We start from the raw sequence: 14535 nt of genomic DNA, 5'->3' as shown, positions 1-14535 counted from the left end.
TGGATCGGCGGAAGCGGACGTTCATCGATCCGGACAGAACGACCGGGATTGGGTCGTATCCCGACCCGCCGCTTCCGAAGAAAAATCCCGGATAACCGCCGTTCCGCAAAGCCATCGGATGTGTTCACCGCCGGTCGAGCGCCACGGTTCGTTCCAGGGCGGGCAGGGGCTCAGCGGCTTGCTGCTCGGGCGCCACGGGGGTCAGTTCGTAGATATCGAGGCCGGGCGTCTCGCCCCGCCATGGCATCACGATGCGCCAGCGGAAGGGGCCGATCCGCTCGACCACGCCGACCAGATCGCTGGCCGCATCCTCGCCATAGACGAGGCTCGTGCCGTTTCCGCTGGGTTGTTTCGCGCCGGTCAGGACAAGCCGGCGCGCCTCGCCGTCGCGATGGAGCCATCCGCTCGGCAATTCCGATCCGGTCTGCTTGGTGAAGAACAGGGACTCGTTGGTGTCCCCGCGCACATTGCAGAAGAAGGCCGGATAGCCCCGATAGGGCGCTTCCCGGCGCTCCGCCTGTCCCAGCTTCACGAGCCGGCAATGATAGGAGCCCGGGGGCGGCGCGGGATGGTTGCGGGCTGCTTCCGGGGCGAGGAGGTCGCCTTCGCGCGCCAGCGCTCTGCGGAACTTCGCGGCGGCATCAAGCGCGGCTTGCCAGGTCCGGGGAAGCCCGTCCAGCCGGGCCGCGTCTTCCTCGGAGGCGATGGCTCGCCAGCCCTGCCGTGGCGGCTCGAGCGCAGGCAGCGGCGGCGCGCTCACCATCGCGGGACGGGAGGCGCACGCCGAGAGGGCAGCAAGCGCTGCCAGGGCCGTCAGATATTTCATTGGGGCAACCCTTGTATGAATAAAGAGTTAAGCCCGGAAATGCGGCAAGTTGGTTAAGAAAGGGTAAACGGGCCCGCCATTCGCCGCCTCCATCCTCATGTTTGCGACGAATGGAGGCGCGGCCCCGGCGGAGTGTCGGGCGGCGCGTGGCCGACGCCGTTCAGGCGTCCGCCGTCGCGCGGACGAACAGCGCCTGCCCCGGCAGGAGGACACCCTTGCCCGGGACATGGTGAGGGGCGAAGGCGGCCGTCAGGGCCTCATGTGCGGCCGCGCGCTGGTCTTCCGGGATCTGCCCGCCCAGATGCATGGCCGACAGCACGAAATCGGCGGCATCCTCCGGCCCGGCGCCCGCGCCGCCGATGGGCATGTCGCGCATGCAGGCATCGACATGGACGTCCGTGAAGCCCGCATCATGCAGCACCTCCTTGAGATAATCCGTGTCGGCGAAGACGAAGGGGCCGGGCGCGCGCGGGTCGGCCGGCGTTTCCGGCGGCGCGACATAGGGCTGAAGCGCCCCCATCATGACCTGCATCCAGGGATTGTCCTGCGGCCCGGCCCACACCGCAAGGTCGATGCGGCCTCCGTCGCGTACCATGCGGCGCAGGTTGCGGAAGCCTGCCTTCGCGTCGGCAAAGAACATGCTGCCGAACCGCGAGAAGAGTCGGTCGAAAGGGCCGCCGGTCACCGTCACCGTCGCGGCGTCGGCGCACACGAACCGCACGTCGGACTGAGTGCCCTGGCTGGCCCGCGCGCCGCATGCCCAGATGAGGTCCTGCGAGATGTCGAGCCCGGTGACGTGCCCGCCGGGCGAGACGGCCCGGCCGATCGCGATGCTGGTGCCGCCGCCGCCGCATCCCACATCGATCACGCGCTCGCCGGGGCGGAATTCGGCCTGGGTGATGAAGGCGGCACCCAGTGGCGCGATCATGCTCTCGAAGCGCTGGAGATTGGCGAGCCAGTTGCGGCCCATCTCGCCGCTCCACTCCTCGGCCCGGATCTCTGTTTCGACGCCGTCGCTCATCTGGGTCTCTCCTCTTTTTTTTGCCGCCGCGTTCCATCCGTGCCCGGGAGTGCGGTCTTCCGATTCCCTGGGTGCGGCAGTCCCGAATTCCCGGATGCAACTCTATCCATCCGGCAAGGAAGGTTCCATGGCCAAAAAGCGGAGAGGGGCGCCGGGGCAAAGTGTCCAGTATCATCGAGCCCCCGGGCCGTGCCTGTCCCGCCCGCATGGGCGTCCTTGCCCGAGGTGCGCGGCGGGACCCCGCAGCCGCCCGGCTCCCCGATCAAAGCTCGGTCGATAAATGGATAAAATATTGTTATAAAATAATTTATCTTCGAAATTCCGATCCTCTGCACCCCATCGGCATCGGGCCATGCAGTGCCCGCGCCGTCCCGTTCGCGCGGATCAGGGTCGGGGCCGCCGCATCAGCTGGATGCGCTTTCGATCGGCCCCTTCTATCTGTCCTAATATGTCCGGAAAAGAGCCGGCAGGTCGTTCAGGTCATGGCCCTGAGCGTGCGCTGCGAGCAGGCCAGGTCGAGCATCTTCATCGCGAGCGTGTGCTCGCCCATCACGACGTCGCCCACGCCCAGCCTGGTCAGATGCTCGACCTCGGCATCCGAATGCGCCCGCGCGATGATCCGGATGCCGGGCTTGAGGTTGCGGGCCTTCTCGGCAATGACGCCCGCATCGAAGCCTTCCGGAATGGCGATGAGCAGGGCGCTGGCCCTGTCGACGCCGCCGGCCAGCAGAATGCGCGAATCGATGCCATTGCCGTAGATCGTGGCGTGCCCTTCCTGCTCCGCGGCCCGGGCCTTTTCCTCGTCGCTTTCGATCACCGTCAGGGGCTCGTCCCGTGCCTTCAGCTGGGCCGCGAGGAGCTGGCCCACGCGGCCATAGCCGATGAGCAGGATATGCGCCCGGCTCGGTTCCGCCGCCGGGGCCAGCGTCGCGGCCAGGGGTTCCTCGGCCGCTATGGGTTCCTCGGTCGGTTCGTCCTTCGGCTTGCGCAGGATATAGGAGAAGATGACCGGATTGAGGACGATCGAGAAGATCGCGCCGGCCAGGATCAGGTCGCGCGCGCTTTCCGGCATGATGCCAAGGCCAATGCCCAGCGTCGCGAGGATGAACGAGAATTCGCCGATCTGCGCAAGGCTGGCCGCGACCGTGGTGGCAGTGAGCTTGTTGTAGCCGAAGGCCCGGACGAGATAGAAAGCCGCGACGGACTTGCCGAGCACGATGATGAAGACGGTGGCGAGCACCGGCAAAGGCTGCTCGATCACCACCCTCGGATCGAACAGCATCCCCACGGACACGAAGAAGAGCACCGCGAAGGCATCGCGCAGCGGCAGCGTTTCCTCGGTCGCGCGGCGGCTGAGCGGTGTCTCGCCCAGGATCATGCCGGCGAAGAAGGCGCCGAGGGCAAACGACACATCGAAGATGAAGGCCGATCCCGCCGCCACGCCCAGCGCGATTGCCAGCACGGCCAGGCGGAACAGTTCCCGTGAGCCGGTATGGACGACCCAGTGCAGTGCCCAGGGAATGACGCGGCGCCCGACGATGAGCATGAGCGCGACGAAGGCGCCGACCTTGAGGAAGGTGAGGCCAAGCGGCAGGGCCAGCGTGAGGATGCCCGTGCCCGCGGGATTGCGCACCATGCCCGCCAGCACCGGCAGCAGCACGAGCGCGAGTACCATCACCAGATCCTCGACGATCAGCCAGCCCACCGCGATGCGGCCCCGCTCGGTCTCGACGAGATCGCGCGACTGCAGCGCCCGCAGCAGCACCACGGTGCTCGCCACCGACAGCGCGAGGCCGAAGCCGAAGCCGGCCAGCGGATCCCAGCCGAGTGCCCATGCCAGCCCCATGCCCAGCAATGTCGCGGTCGCGATCTGCGCGATCGCGCCGGGCACGGCGATCCGGCGGACCGAGAGCAGGTCCTTGAGGGAAAAGTGCAGGCCCACCCCGAACATCAGCAGGATGACGCCGATCTCCGCGAGCTCGTTCGCAAGGTTGGTGTCCGCGACGAACCCCGGCGTGAAGGGCCCGACCAGCACACCGGCCAGGAGATAGCCCGCGATGGGCGAGACGCGCAGGCGCATCGCGATCGCGCCCATGATGAAGGAGACGACGAAGCCGGCGACGATGGTAGCGATCAGGGGCGTGTAATGGGGCATCAGGCGGGTTTGCTTCCTCTGTCCTTGTGCTGTGAAGGTGTCTTGTGACGTGAGTCCGATGACATTGACGGCCGGCGGGGACGGCGTGCCACACGGACGCTGTCCCGGCCGGAAGGCCTCTCGCGCGCTAAGCGAGGGCAGCGTGTGCCTTCAGCTATAACGCAGCGCGTGCGGCGTGCTGGCGCGCTTCGCCGCCAACCGGCCGTTCGGGATCATATCATGCGGAGAGGCGGTTCGCGCGCGCTTCTTGCGCGCCATCTGGCTTCGCGCGGCTGTGCCGTCGTGCGGCTTTCCATCCCGGCCGGGCCGGAAGCGGCGGTGCGCGCCGGCACCTCGCATGGGGAGCGGGCAGGCATGGCCGCCATGCCGGTGTCGCAGCCCGAGGCGTTCCCGTCCTTCAGCGTCGCTGTCAGGGTCGCGAGCGGCGCCTGTTTCCGGCTGTGCAGGGCGACCACGTTGGTGGATGGATCGAAAGCCGAGCCCAGCGGCGTGGTCGCGGGCAGTCCGGAATGGACCAGAGCGGGAATGAGCGCACTGGCCAGCGCAAGCAGCATCGCGATGGCAAACCATTGCCCTCTGCTGCCATGGCTCGGCCAAGCCCTCGTCATCAGTCCTCCATGTTCGCTGGAAGAGTGTAGGAGCACGGCCCCGCAAAGTTAAGTGCCTTGGTCGAAAATGTTTCGGTCCCGCTCCGTTTCCGGCGAGGCAATCATCAGGCAATCGCGCTTCCCGCGATGGGAAGAAGCCGCGCGTCCCATTCTTCGTCTCGCATTGATTGCGTCTTGCCCCGCTTTGCGCTAAGGGCGCCGGGATTTCGCGCGGCCCCGAAGCCCCGCTCCAGCCCACAAGTCACAGAGAGATAGAATGAGCCCCCGTCCCAACGCTCTGCGGAACGTTGCCATCATCGCGCACGTCGATCATGGCAAGACCACCCTTGTTGACCAGCTTTTCCGCCAGTCCGGCACCTTCCGCGATAACCAGCGGGTCGAGGAGCGGGCCATGGACTCCAACGATCTGGAGAAGGAGCGGGGCATCACTATTCTCGCCAAGCCCACGTCGATCGAGTGGGAAGGCACGCGCATCAACATCGTCGACACGCCCGGCCACGCCGACTTCGGCGGCGAGGTGGAGCGCATCCTCTCCATGGTCGATGGCGTGGTGCTGCTGGTGGACAGCTCGGAAGGCGCGATGCCGCAGACCAAGTTCGTGACCGGCAAGGCGCTGGCGCTGGGCCTGCGCCCGATCGTCGTCGTCAACAAGGTGGACCGGCCGGACCAGCGCATCCAGGAAGTGCTGGACGAAGTGTTCGACCTGTTCGTGAGCCTCGATGCGACCGACGAGCAGCTCGATTTCCCCGTGCTCTACGCCTCGGGCCGCAATGGCTATGCCAGCACCGACCCCTCCCTGCGCGAAGGCACGCTGACGCCGCTCTTCGAGACGATCGTCAATCATGTGCCGCCGCCGGCGCTGGACCTCGATGCGCCGTTCACCTTCCTGGTGACGCTGCTCGACCGTGACAATTTCCTCGGCCGCATCCTCACCGGGCGCGTGACGTCCGGCACCGTGAAGATCAACCAGCCGATCCACGCGCTGGACATGGACGGCAAGGTCATCGAGGCGGGCCGCGCGTCCAAGATCATGACGTTCCGTGGTCTCGACCGCGTCCCGGTCGACGAGGCCAAGGCGGGCGACATCATCAGCCTTGCGGGCCTGACGGTCGCCACCGTGGCCAACACCATTGCCGACACCTCGGTCACCACGCCCATCCAGGCCCAGCCGATCGATCCGCCGACGCTCTCCATGCGCTTCGCCGTCAACGATTCGCCCATGGCCGGCCGCGAAGGCGACAAGGTGACGAGCCGCATGATCCGCGACCGCCTGTTCCGCGAAGCCGAGAGCAATGTCGCGATCAAGGTGACCGAGAGCGCCGACAAGGACAGCTTCGAGGTTGCCGGTCGCGGCGAGCTTCAGCTGGGCGTGCTCATCGAGACGATGCGGCGCGAAGGCTTCGAGCTCGGCATCTCGCGCCCCCGCGTGCTGTTCCGCGATGGCGAGCATGGCCGCGAGGAGCCTTATGAGACGGTCGTCATCGACGTGGACGACGAGTTCTCCGGCACGGTGATCGACAAGATGGCGATCCGCAAGGCCGAGATGACGGACATGCGGCCCTCGGGCGGCGGCAAGACCCGCATCACCTTCTCGGCGCCCTCGCGCGGCCTCATCGGCTATCATGGCGAGTTCCTGTCCGACACGCGCGGCACCGGCATCATGAACCGGCTGTTCGAGAAATACGGCCCCTACAAGGGCCCGATCGAAGGCCGGAAGAACGGCGTGCTGATCTCCAACGGGTCCGGCGAGGCGAATGCCTATGCACTCGGCCCGCTCGAGGAGCGCGGCGTGCTGATGGTCGGCGTGGGCGAAGCGCTCTACGAAGGCATGATCATCGGCGAGAACGCCAAGCCGGAAGACCTTGAGGTCAATCCGATGAAGTCCAAGCAGCTCACCAACTTCCGCGCCAGCGGCAAGGATGACGCCATCCGCCTGACGCCGCCCTGGAAGATGACGCTGGAGCAGGCCATCGCTTACATCGACGATGACGAGATGGTGGAAGTGACGCCCAAGACGATCCGGCTGCGCAAGCGCCATCTCGATCCGCACGAGCGCAAGCGCGCCAAGCGGTCGGTCGAGGCGGCCTGATCCAATCGCCTGAAATCAGATAGCGGGGGCGGGGAAAGTGATTTCCCCGCCCTTTCCTTTTCAGGCGGGTGCGGTGGCTCCGTGATCCGCCGCCGCTGCCGCTCACTTGCCCGTCTTGCATTTTGCAGCGCAGCGCGGCCTATTGGGCTCTCGAACAGCAAGGGGGTTTCGAGATGGCCGATTATGATCGCCGCACAATTCTGGCCGGGTCCGCGGCCATGGCAGGGCTCGCCACCGCCACGGCACCCGCGATCGCCGCGGGCAGGGACGACAAGGCGGTCAGGGATGCCATCGCGAAGAATCACGATGCCGCCGTCCAGCGCCTGAAGGACTGGATCGCCCTGCCGTCCATCGCCGCCGAAGGCCGCAACATGCCGGAAGGCGCGGCGCACATGGAAGGCCTGCTGCGCGAGGCCGGTTTCCAGACCGTGAAGCAGGTGCCCACCAGTGGCTATCCGGTCGTCTTCGGCACGCTCGATGCGGGCGCCAAGAAGACCATGGGCATCTACTTCATGTATGATGTGAAGCAATATGATCCGGCCGAATGGTCCTCGCCGCCGCTGGAGGGAAAGATCGTGGACCGGGCCGGTCTCGGCAAGGTCATGATGGGGCGCGGGGCCGTCAACCAGAAGGGGCCGCAGGCGACGTTCCTCGCCGCGCTGCATGCCATGAAGGCGGCCGGGCGCAAGCTGCCGGTCAATCTCGTGCTCGTCGCGGAAGGCGAGGAGGAGATCGCCTCGCCCCATTTCCCGGAAGCGGTCGCGCAGCCGGACGTGCTCGCCGCCCTCAGGAAATGCGTGGGCGTCATCATCCCCACCGGCTGGCAAAGCCCGTCGGATGGCGGCGTGGCGATCAACCTGGGCGCCAAGGGCGCGCTGGAGCTGGAACTGGTGGTCACCGGCGAGAAATGGGGCAAGGGACCGAAGGGCGACATCCATTCCAGCCAGAAGGCGCGGGTGGACAGCCCGGCATGGCGCCTGGTCGCGGCGCTGCAGACGCTCGTGACGCCGGACGGGAACATGCCCGCCATCGACGGTTACATGGACAAGGTCCGCCCCCTCACGCCCCGTCAGCTCGCCCTCATCGCCGAGAATGCCCGGGCGAGCAGCGAAGAGGAAACCAAGCGCCTGCTCGGCGTCTCGCAATGGATCGACGGCATGACGTGGGAAGAGTCGCTCGTCCGCCTCGCCGCCGTGCCCACGGTCAATATCGAGGGGCTGGTGAGCGGCTATACCGGCCCGGGCGGAAAGACCATCCTGCCCGGCCGCGCCGTGGCCAAGCTCGACCTGCGTCTCGTGCCGGACATGACCAAGGAGGACAGCCTCGCCAAGCTGCGCGCGCATCTGGACCGGCGCGGGTTCGACGATGTCGAGATCGTCGTGGGTGGCGGCTATGGCCCCACCGAGACGGACGAGAACAGCGCGCTCATCCGGGCGCAGCGGGCGACCTACACCCGCTTCGATGTGCCGACCACGCTCTATCCCCGCCTTGCCGGCTCATGGCCGGGCGTCGTCTTCACTGGCGCGCCGGTCAGCCTGCCCGCCGGTCAGTTCGGCCTGGGTCATGGCAGTGGCGCTCATGCGCCGGACGAATATTTCCTCATTGAGAGCAGCAACCCGAAAGTCGCCGGCATGGACGAGGCGGCCCTCGGCTTCGTCGATTTCCTTTACCAGATCGCCGCGATCGGCTGAGGCCGGCCGAACGGCCCGGATGCCGCGCCGGGCGAGCCTCAGCGGGCTTGCCCGGCCCGCGCGGATGCGAAGCGCGTGGCGCCGGCGATGGCCTCTGCCTCGACGGCGCGATGATCGCGCGTGTAGCGCCGGGCGAAGCCGCGCACGCCCCATCGTTCATATTGCTGCACATGGACGAGTTCGTGCGCCCAGAGCCGGATGTCCCCGGCCGCATCGGGGCCGTGCCGGAACAGGATCACATCGTCGAGCGTGATGGCGACGGCGTTCGTCTTGACGCTATTGGTCGGGAAGCCCAGCTCATCGCCATTGCCCACGCGGTAGCGCACACGGTCCAGCAGGGGAGCGGGGAAATGTCCTTCCAGCCGGGTCCGAACAGCCCGGGGAATAGGGCTCACGCCGGTCCGGAGTGCATCGCGCCGTGATGCGAGGATCCATTGGGTCATGGCCTCGCTGGCCATGTCTTCGCCGGCGCGTTGCAGGTCCCCCAGAAGTGCGCGGGCGACCGCACCGGCTTCAGGCTGGCGCGCCTGTGCCAGCGCGACGGGCGAGGCCAGCAGCAAGGCTGCGGCAGGGAGGGAGGACAGGGCAGCGATACGGACAAGGACCATGCCGCCGCCCTAGCCGCCGGGCTCTGAACAGCCGTTTAACCGCCTTCCTCCGGCCGTGCCCGTGGCGCGCTTCGCCGTTGTTCCCGCGCCCCGCCGCTATTCTGAACGGCCTGTTCGTCAGGCGTTCAGCCCCGTCTGTCACCGTGGAGCCCTCGGGAAGCGAAGGCCGCGCTCTCCCGTTGATGAAGGGAGAAGGATGATGAATCTCACCAGTTGTTTCATGACGGCCGCTCTGGCCACCGCCACCCTCACCGCCGGGCTGGTCGCCACGCCCGTCCAGGCGCGGACCGGCACGGTGATCGCTTATGGTGATCGTGACTGGCGCGACCATCGCTACCGCTATGACCGCCGCTACGCACGGCGCGACCATTACAGCCATCGCGAGCGGTATCGCCGCCATGACGATCGTCGCCAGTGGGGCTGGAATGGCGGCTATGACCGCCGCGATGCCCGCCGCTGCTGGACGGAGTGGCGTTACGACCGCTGGCGCCATGATCGCGTCCGCGTACGGGTCTGTCGCTGAGGCGGATCGAATATCGGAGAGGCGTTGACGGCGCCACGTCCCTGCGGCAAGGGCATCGCCATGTCCGACACACCGCCCGACCGCCTCTCCACCAATCCGCGCAGCGCCCATTTCGACATGGAGACGCTCCAGCGCGGCATCGGCATCCGCTTCCGTGGCCGTGAGCGCAACGATGTCGAGGAATATAGCATCTCGGAGGGCTGGATCCGGGTCGCCGCGGGCAAGACGCGCGATCGCCACGGGCAGCCGCTCACCATCCGGCTGAATGGCGAGGTCGAGGCCTGGTTCGAGGACGTCAAGCAGGCACCGGCCGACGACACCGGGAACGAGCCCGAGACCAAGGACGCCTGATCGTCTGTGTCCGCCGGAAAGCGGCGCCGGTCAGCTCGCTGATGCCGGCGTCTCTGAAGGCGTGACGTGCCCCTGATCGACGCGCAGGCGCGTCGCCGCGCCGAGCCCTTCGAACAGGCTGCTCTCCGTGCCGGTCATCCAGACCTGTCCCCCGGTCGCGCGCAGCCGCTCGAAAAGCGCGCCGCGCCGCAGCGGGTCGAGATGCGCCGCCACTTCATCCAGCAGGATCACGAGCGGCCGGCCACGCGTGGGGCCGCACAGCTCGGCATGGGCAAGGATGATGCTGAGCAGCAGGGCCTTCTGCTCGCCGGTGGAGCAGAGCGCCGCGTCCTGATCCTTGCCGAGATGGCGCACCAGCAGGTCCGCGCGGTGAGGACCGCTCAGCGTGCGACCCGCCGCCTTGTCCCGCGAGCGGCCCGTCGCCAGGGCTTCGCGCAGGGCCTCTTCATCGCCGTCCCAGCCGGCAAGGCTGAGTCCGGGCTGTGCGAAGAGCGGTTGCACGGTCCGGGTGATCTGCGCGTCCAGTTCAGCGATGAGCGCGCGGCGCGCGGCGTGAAGAGCCGCGCCATGCTCGGCCATCTGGTCCTCCAGCGCGCGCAGCCACGCCGGGTCGGGCGGCGTCTCTTCGCTCAGCAGGGCATTGCGCGCGCGCATCGCGGCTTCGTAGCGCAGGCTGTGGCCGGCATGGAGCGGGTCGCGGGCCAGCGTCAGCCGGTCGAGGAATCGTCGCCGGCCGCCGGGGCTCTCGAGGAACAGCCTGTCCATGGCGGGCGTGAGCCAGCTGATCGCGAGAAGCGCCGAAAGCGCGCTGGCGGATGCGGTCCTGCCATCGATGCGGACTTGCCGCCTGTCGGGAGTCGCGGCCTCGGTGCCCGTGCCGGCCTGTGTCTCCAGCCTGCCATCGGTAATGCGCGCCGCGACGGCAAAGCCCCCTGGGCCGCCCTGCCGCGCCATGTCGCGCAGCGCCGCGCCTCGCAGTCCTCGGCCGGGCGCCATCAGCGACACGGCTTCCAGGATGTTCGTCTTGCCCGCCCCGTTTTCGCCGGTGAGCACGATGATCTGCTCATGCGGCACGATGAGCGCGTCGGCATGGTTGCGGAAATCGGTCAGGGCAAGGCGGGTGATCGCCATGGCCGCTCCTAACCATCAACGGATGACAGGCCAAGGGCTTCTGTGGCAGAACCGTGGATGGCAAAGGACGGAGAAGCAGGCAATGACAGGAAACAGGCTGAAGAGTTTGGCGACGCTGGTCGTCGCGGGGCTCGTTGCGGGCAGTGCGCAGGCTGCCCTTCCGGTCGGCGCAAAGGCGCCGGACTTCACGACCCGGGGCGCCAAGGCGGGCAAGGTCTTCACGCTCAAGCTCTCGGACGCGCTCGCGAAAGGGCCGGTCGTCCTCTATTTCTTCCCCGCCGCCTTCACGCCGGGCTGCACGGCCGAAGCAAAGGAATTCGCCGACATGTCGGACGAGTTCTCCAGGCATGGCGCGACGGTCATCGGCATGTCGGCCGATCCGGTGGACAAGCTCGCGAAATTCTCCACCGAGGCGTGCCGGGACAAGTTCGCGGTGGCATCGGCCGGGCCGGGCGTCATCACCGGCTATGATGTCGCGCTGGCTTCCCAGAATGCCGATTTTCAGGGCAAGACCAACCGCACATCCTATGTGATCAGCACCGCGGGCCGCATCGTCTATGCCCATAGCGCGATGGACTATCGCGATCATGTCAGGAATACGCTGGCGGTCGTGAAGTCGCTGGAATCGGGCAAGTAAGCGCTACTGACCGAAAGCGCCCCGCAGGACGATTGCGACGACCGACGAGCACGCTATGGCCGCGCCATGGCGAGATTTTCCTTTCGGCATGCGCGTATCCGGGGCCGGCTGGCAAATCTGGCCCTGCTGGCCGGGCTGTTGCTGCTGCTGGCGTGGTTGCGCGCGCCTGAGCAATTGACGGATGCGGAAGGACTGGCCGTGCGGGTGATGGACGGCGACAGTCTCCGCATCGGGACGCGCATCGTCCGGATCGGCGGCATCGACGCCGTGGAGCTTCATCAGCAATGCAAGATGCCGGACGGTGCCGTCTGGCCCTGCGGCCGGGATGCGCGCGAGGCCTTGCATGAGATGGTGGCGAGGGGAGATCTCGCCTGTCGATCGCGGCAAGAGGACCGATACGGGCGCGCGCTGTCGCAGTGCGCCGTGCGGGATGTAGCCGACGTAGCGGCCGCTCTTGTCCGCCAGGGCTGGGCCGTGAGCGGCGATGGCCGGGACAACGGACCTTATCGGACCGAGCAAGCGACCGCGCGGGCGGCTGGCCGGGGCATCTGGCAAGGGCGTTTCGATCGGCCGGGTGACTGGCGCGCGGCAAACCGGCACCCGCGGGACTGACTGCGGATCAGGCATACGTTGATTTTGTCCGGAACGGCGCATAAGCCGTGCAACGATCATGGGCTTCACCGCCCGGCAGCAAGCGATCGGTTCGAACAGGAGAGGAAGCATCATGGACATCGCAGGGACCACGGCGTTCATCACGGGCGGCGCGAGCGGCATCGGCTTCGGCATCGCGCAGCGCCTGCTGGCCAATGGCGCGCGGCTGGTGCTTGCAGATATCCGGCAGGATCATCTCGACGAAGCCAGGCAGTTCTTCGAGGAGCGCCAGCAGGGGCGCAATGTCCATACCATCCGCCTGGACGTCTCCGATCGGGCGCAGATGGCGGAGGCCGCCAGGGAATGCGAGGCGGTGATGGGCGGGCCGGACATCCTCATCAACAATGCCGGCATCGATCCGTCAGGCCCCTTCAAGGACGCGACGTATCAGGATTGGGATTATGGGCTCGCCATCAATCTCATGGGGCCGATCAATGGCATCATGGCGTTCACGCCCGGCATGCGGGCACGCGGGCGTGGCGGGCACATCGTCAACACGGCCTCGCTGGCGGGCCTTACGCCGATGCCGAGCTTCATGGCCATCTATGCGACTGCCAAGGCCGCCGTCATCACCTTGACCGAGACCATCCGGGACAGCATGGCGGAGGATAATATCGGCGTCACCGTGCTCATGCCCGGTCCGATCAAGAGCCGCATCCACGAATCCGGGCAGAACCGGCCCGAACGCTTCCGCGCGGGCAGCGGGCTGGCGGAAACCGAGCAGCAGCTCGCGAAGCGCGTGGTGGCGGACAACTGGATGGAACCCACCGAGGTGGGGGACATGATTGTCGACGCCATCGTTCACAACAAGCTGTATGTCTCGACCCACGGCAACTGGCGGGAGACTTGCGAAGCGCGGTTCCAGGCCCTGCTCGACTCCATGCCGGAGGCCAGGCCGTTCGATTTCGGCGCGTCGCTGGCGGTGCCGAAGGAAGAGGCCTGAGCATTTTCGGCAGGTCGGCGCTTTCCACCCGGCCGGGAAATGCTTTAGGGCGCTTCCATGAACGCCAATCTGACAGCCGACCGCCCGACCTTCGTCACGCATCTGGAATGCTCGCTCACCGGTGAGCGCTATGCGGCGGACCAGCTTCACGGCCTGTCCCGCGCCGGGCGGCCGTTGCTGGTGCGCTATGATCTGGATGCCGTCGCCGCCGCCGTCTCGCGGGACGCGCTCGCAGCCCGGGAAACGGACCTGTGGCGCTGGCGCGAATTGCTGCCGGTGCGGCGCACGGAGAATATCGTTTCCTTAGGGGAGGTCGAGACGCCGCTGGTGCCCATCGCCCGGTCCGGTGGCCCCGGCGTGCTGGTGAAGGACGAGGGGCGGCTCCCCACCGGTTCCTTCAAGGCGCGCGGGCTGGTGATGGCCGTCGCCATGGCCCGCGAGCTCGGCGTCACCCGCATCGCCATGCCGACCAATGGCAATGCCGGCGCCGCTCTGGCGGCTTATGCCACGCGCTGCGGCATCGAGACGATCGTGCTGTGCCCGGAGGATACGCCGGAAGTGAATGTGCGCGAGATCGCACTCCAGGGTGCGCGCGTCTGGCGCGTCAACGGCCTGATCGACGATTGCGGCGCCATCGTCGGCAAGGGCGCCGCGGAAGGGCGCTGGTTCGATTTCTCGACTCTCAAGGAGCCCTACCGGATCGAGGGCAAGAAGACGATGGGGCTGGAGCTTGCCGCGCAGTTCGGCTGGGAGCTCCCGGATGCGATCTTCTACCCGACCGGTGGCGGCACGGGGCTCATCGGCATGTGGAAGGCGTTCGACGAGCTGGAAAGGCTCGGCTGGATCGGATCGAAGCGGCCGCGCATGTATGCGGTGCAGGCGGCCGGCTGCGCGCCGATCGTCAAGGCCTTCGAGGACGGCGTCGAGCATGCCGAGCGCTGGGAGGATGCGTCAACCGTCGCGGCCGGCATCCGCGTGCCGCGCGCCGTGGGCGATTTCCTCATCCTGCGCGCCGTCCGCGAATCGGGCGGGCGCGCCCTGGCCGTGGACGATGGCGAGATCCTGCGCGCGGTGGACGATGCCGCCCGTCAGGATGGGCTCCTCCTCTGCCCGGAAGGCGGCGCGACGCTCGCGGCTTACCGGCAGGCGAAGGCGGACGGCCTCGTGGGTGCGGACGAGCGCGTCGTCCTGTTCAATTGCGCGACCGGCCTCAAATATCCCATGCCGCCCGCGGACAACTGGCTGGACCGCCACGGCGAGATCGATTTCGACGCCCTCTGAGCGCCGGCGGGATAGGGCGC

The 14535-nt window shown here is 67.4% G+C and carries 14 protein-coding genes; 8 read left to right on the top strand and 6 right to left on the bottom strand.

What is annotated here, in order from left to right; all coding sequences use genetic code 11:
* Positions 1-124: 124 nt before the first annotated feature.
* The 4 genes from SLG_RS20580 to SLG_RS16725 all read right to left on the bottom strand — a co-directional run bounded on the left by SLG_RS20580 (position 125) and on the right by SLG_RS16725 (position 4610).
* Entirely contained in the window at positions 125-826 is a 702-nt protein-coding gene (locus SLG_RS20580; protein ID WP_014077692.1) for a DUF4893 domain-containing protein, read from the bottom strand.
* A 160-nt stretch (positions 827-986) separates the two neighbouring features.
* Positions 987-1847 (bottom strand): class I SAM-dependent methyltransferase, encoded by an 861-nt coding sequence (locus tag SLG_RS16735; protein WP_014077691.1) that lies wholly within the window; start codon positions 1845-1847, stop codon positions 987-989.
* Between the two features lie 475 nt (positions 1848-2322).
* Positions 2323-4002, bottom strand: a complete 1680-nt coding sequence (ybaL, locus tag SLG_RS16730; RefSeq protein WP_014077690.1) for a YbaL family putative K(+) efflux transporter — start codon at positions 4000-4002, stop codon at positions 2323-2325.
* A 212-nt stretch (positions 4003-4214) separates the two neighbouring features.
* Positions 4215-4610, bottom strand: a complete 396-nt coding sequence (locus SLG_RS16725) for a hypothetical protein (RefSeq protein WP_041392150.1) — start codon at positions 4608-4610, stop codon at positions 4215-4217.
* A gap of 256 nt (positions 4611-4866) precedes the next feature.
* On the opposite strand from SLG_RS16725, the gene typA reads away from it, so the two are divergent.
* Both typA and SLG_RS16715 read left to right on the top strand, forming a co-directional pair.
* Positions 4867-6699, top strand: coding sequence for a translational GTPase TypA (gene typA, locus SLG_RS16720; protein WP_014077688.1), 1833 nt, complete (start codon positions 4867-4869; stop codon positions 6697-6699).
* Positions 6700-6872: 173 nt separating this feature from the next.
* On the top strand, positions 6873-8390 hold the full coding sequence (locus SLG_RS16715; protein WP_014077687.1) for a M20/M25/M40 family metallo-hydrolase: 1518 nt from the start codon (positions 6873-6875) through the stop codon (positions 8388-8390).
* A gap of 38 nt (positions 8391-8428) precedes the next feature.
* On the opposite strand, the gene SLG_RS16710 is transcribed toward SLG_RS16715, so the two are convergent.
* Complete coding sequence (locus SLG_RS16710; RefSeq protein WP_014077686.1) at positions 8429-8998, bottom strand: eCIS core domain-containing protein; 570 nt, start codon at positions 8996-8998, stop codon at positions 8429-8431.
* A gap of 199 nt (positions 8999-9197) precedes the next feature.
* On the opposite strand from SLG_RS16710, the gene SLG_RS16705 reads away from it, so the two are divergent.
* On the top strand, positions 9198-9521 hold the full coding sequence (locus SLG_RS16705; protein ID WP_014077685.1) for a hypothetical protein: 324 nt from the start codon (positions 9198-9200) through the stop codon (positions 9519-9521).
* 60 nt (positions 9522-9581) lie between these two features.
* Positions 9582-9872, top strand: coding sequence for a DUF3297 family protein (locus SLG_RS16700; RefSeq protein WP_014077684.1), 291 nt, complete (start codon positions 9582-9584; stop codon positions 9870-9872).
* Positions 9873-9902: 30 nt separating this feature from the next.
* On the opposite strand, the gene recF is transcribed toward SLG_RS16700, so the two are convergent.
* Positions 9903-11003 carry a DNA replication/repair protein RecF gene (gene recF / locus SLG_RS16695; protein ID WP_014077683.1) on the bottom strand — a complete coding sequence of 367 codons (1101 nt, stop codon included), beginning with the start codon at positions 11001-11003 and terminating at the stop codon, positions 9903-9905.
* Positions 11004-11085: 82 nt separating this feature from the next.
* Between recF and SLG_RS16690 the strand changes: the two genes are divergently transcribed.
* The 4 genes from SLG_RS16690 (at position 11086) to SLG_RS16675 (ending at position 14515) form a co-directional block, all read left to right on the top strand.
* Positions 11086-11640 (top strand): peroxiredoxin, encoded by a 555-nt coding sequence (locus SLG_RS16690; RefSeq protein ID WP_014077682.1) that lies wholly within the window; start codon positions 11086-11088, stop codon positions 11638-11640.
* 66 nt (positions 11641-11706) lie between these two features.
* On the top strand, positions 11707-12252 hold the full coding sequence (locus tag SLG_RS16685) for a thermonuclease family protein (protein ID WP_014077681.1): 546 nt from the start codon (positions 11707-11709) through the stop codon (positions 12250-12252).
* Positions 12253-12364: 112 nt separating this feature from the next.
* Positions 12365-13234: an SDR family NAD(P)-dependent oxidoreductase gene (locus tag SLG_RS16680; protein WP_014077680.1), complete on the top strand. Its 870-nt coding sequence runs from the start codon at positions 12365-12367 to the stop codon at positions 13232-13234.
* Positions 13235-13291: 57 nt separating this feature from the next.
* Positions 13292-14515 carry a threonine synthase gene (locus tag SLG_RS16675; RefSeq protein ID WP_014077679.1) on the top strand — a complete coding sequence of 408 codons (1224 nt, stop codon included), beginning with the start codon at positions 13292-13294 and terminating at the stop codon, positions 14513-14515.
* The last annotated feature ends 20 nt before the right edge of the window (positions 14516-14535 follow it).

Source organism: Sphingobium sp. SYK-6 (genome assembly GCF_000283515.1).
Classification (GTDB): domain Bacteria; phylum Pseudomonadota; class Alphaproteobacteria; order Sphingomonadales; family Sphingomonadaceae; genus Sphingobium; species Sphingobium lignivorans.
This window is presented reverse-complemented; position numbering and strand designations above follow the sequence as displayed.

Coding starts and splice junctions, on each gene's coding strand:
- SLG_RS20580 (WP_014077692.1), bottom strand. CDS start 826: ATGAAATATCTGACGGCCCTGGCAGCGCTTGCTGCCCTCTCGGCGTGC.
- SLG_RS16735 (WP_014077691.1), bottom strand. CDS start 1,847: ATGAGCGACGGCGTCGAAACAGAGATCCGGGCCGAGGAGTGGAGCGGC.
- ybaL (WP_014077690.1), bottom strand. CDS start 4,002: ATGCCCCATTACACGCCCCTGATCGCTACCATCGTCGCCGGCTTCGTC.
- SLG_RS16725 (WP_041392150.1), bottom strand. CDS start 4,610: ATGACGAGGGCTTGGCCGAGCCATGGCAGCAGAGGGCAATGGTTTGCC.
- typA (WP_014077688.1), top strand. CDS start 4,867: ATGAGCCCCCGTCCCAACGCTCTGCGGAACGTTGCCATCATCGCGCAC.
- SLG_RS16715 (WP_014077687.1), top strand. CDS start 6,873: ATGGCCGATTATGATCGCCGCACAATTCTGGCCGGGTCCGCGGCCATG.
- SLG_RS16710 (WP_014077686.1), bottom strand. CDS start 8,998: ATGGTCCTTGTCCGTATCGCTGCCCTGTCCTCCCTCCCTGCCGCAGCC.
- SLG_RS16705 (WP_014077685.1), top strand. CDS start 9,198: ATGAATCTCACCAGTTGTTTCATGACGGCCGCTCTGGCCACCGCCACC.
- SLG_RS16700 (WP_014077684.1), top strand. CDS start 9,582: ATGTCCGACACACCGCCCGACCGCCTCTCCACCAATCCGCGCAGCGCC.
- recF (WP_014077683.1), bottom strand. CDS start 11,003: ATGGCGATCACCCGCCTTGCCCTGACCGATTTCCGCAACCATGCCGAC.
- SLG_RS16690 (WP_014077682.1), top strand. CDS start 11,086: ATGACAGGAAACAGGCTGAAGAGTTTGGCGACGCTGGTCGTCGCGGGG.
- SLG_RS16685 (WP_014077681.1), top strand. CDS start 11,707: ATGGCGAGATTTTCCTTTCGGCATGCGCGTATCCGGGGCCGGCTGGCA.
- SLG_RS16680 (WP_014077680.1), top strand. CDS start 12,365: ATGGACATCGCAGGGACCACGGCGTTCATCACGGGCGGCGCGAGCGGC.
- SLG_RS16675 (WP_014077679.1), top strand. CDS start 13,292: ATGAACGCCAATCTGACAGCCGACCGCCCGACCTTCGTCACGCATCTG.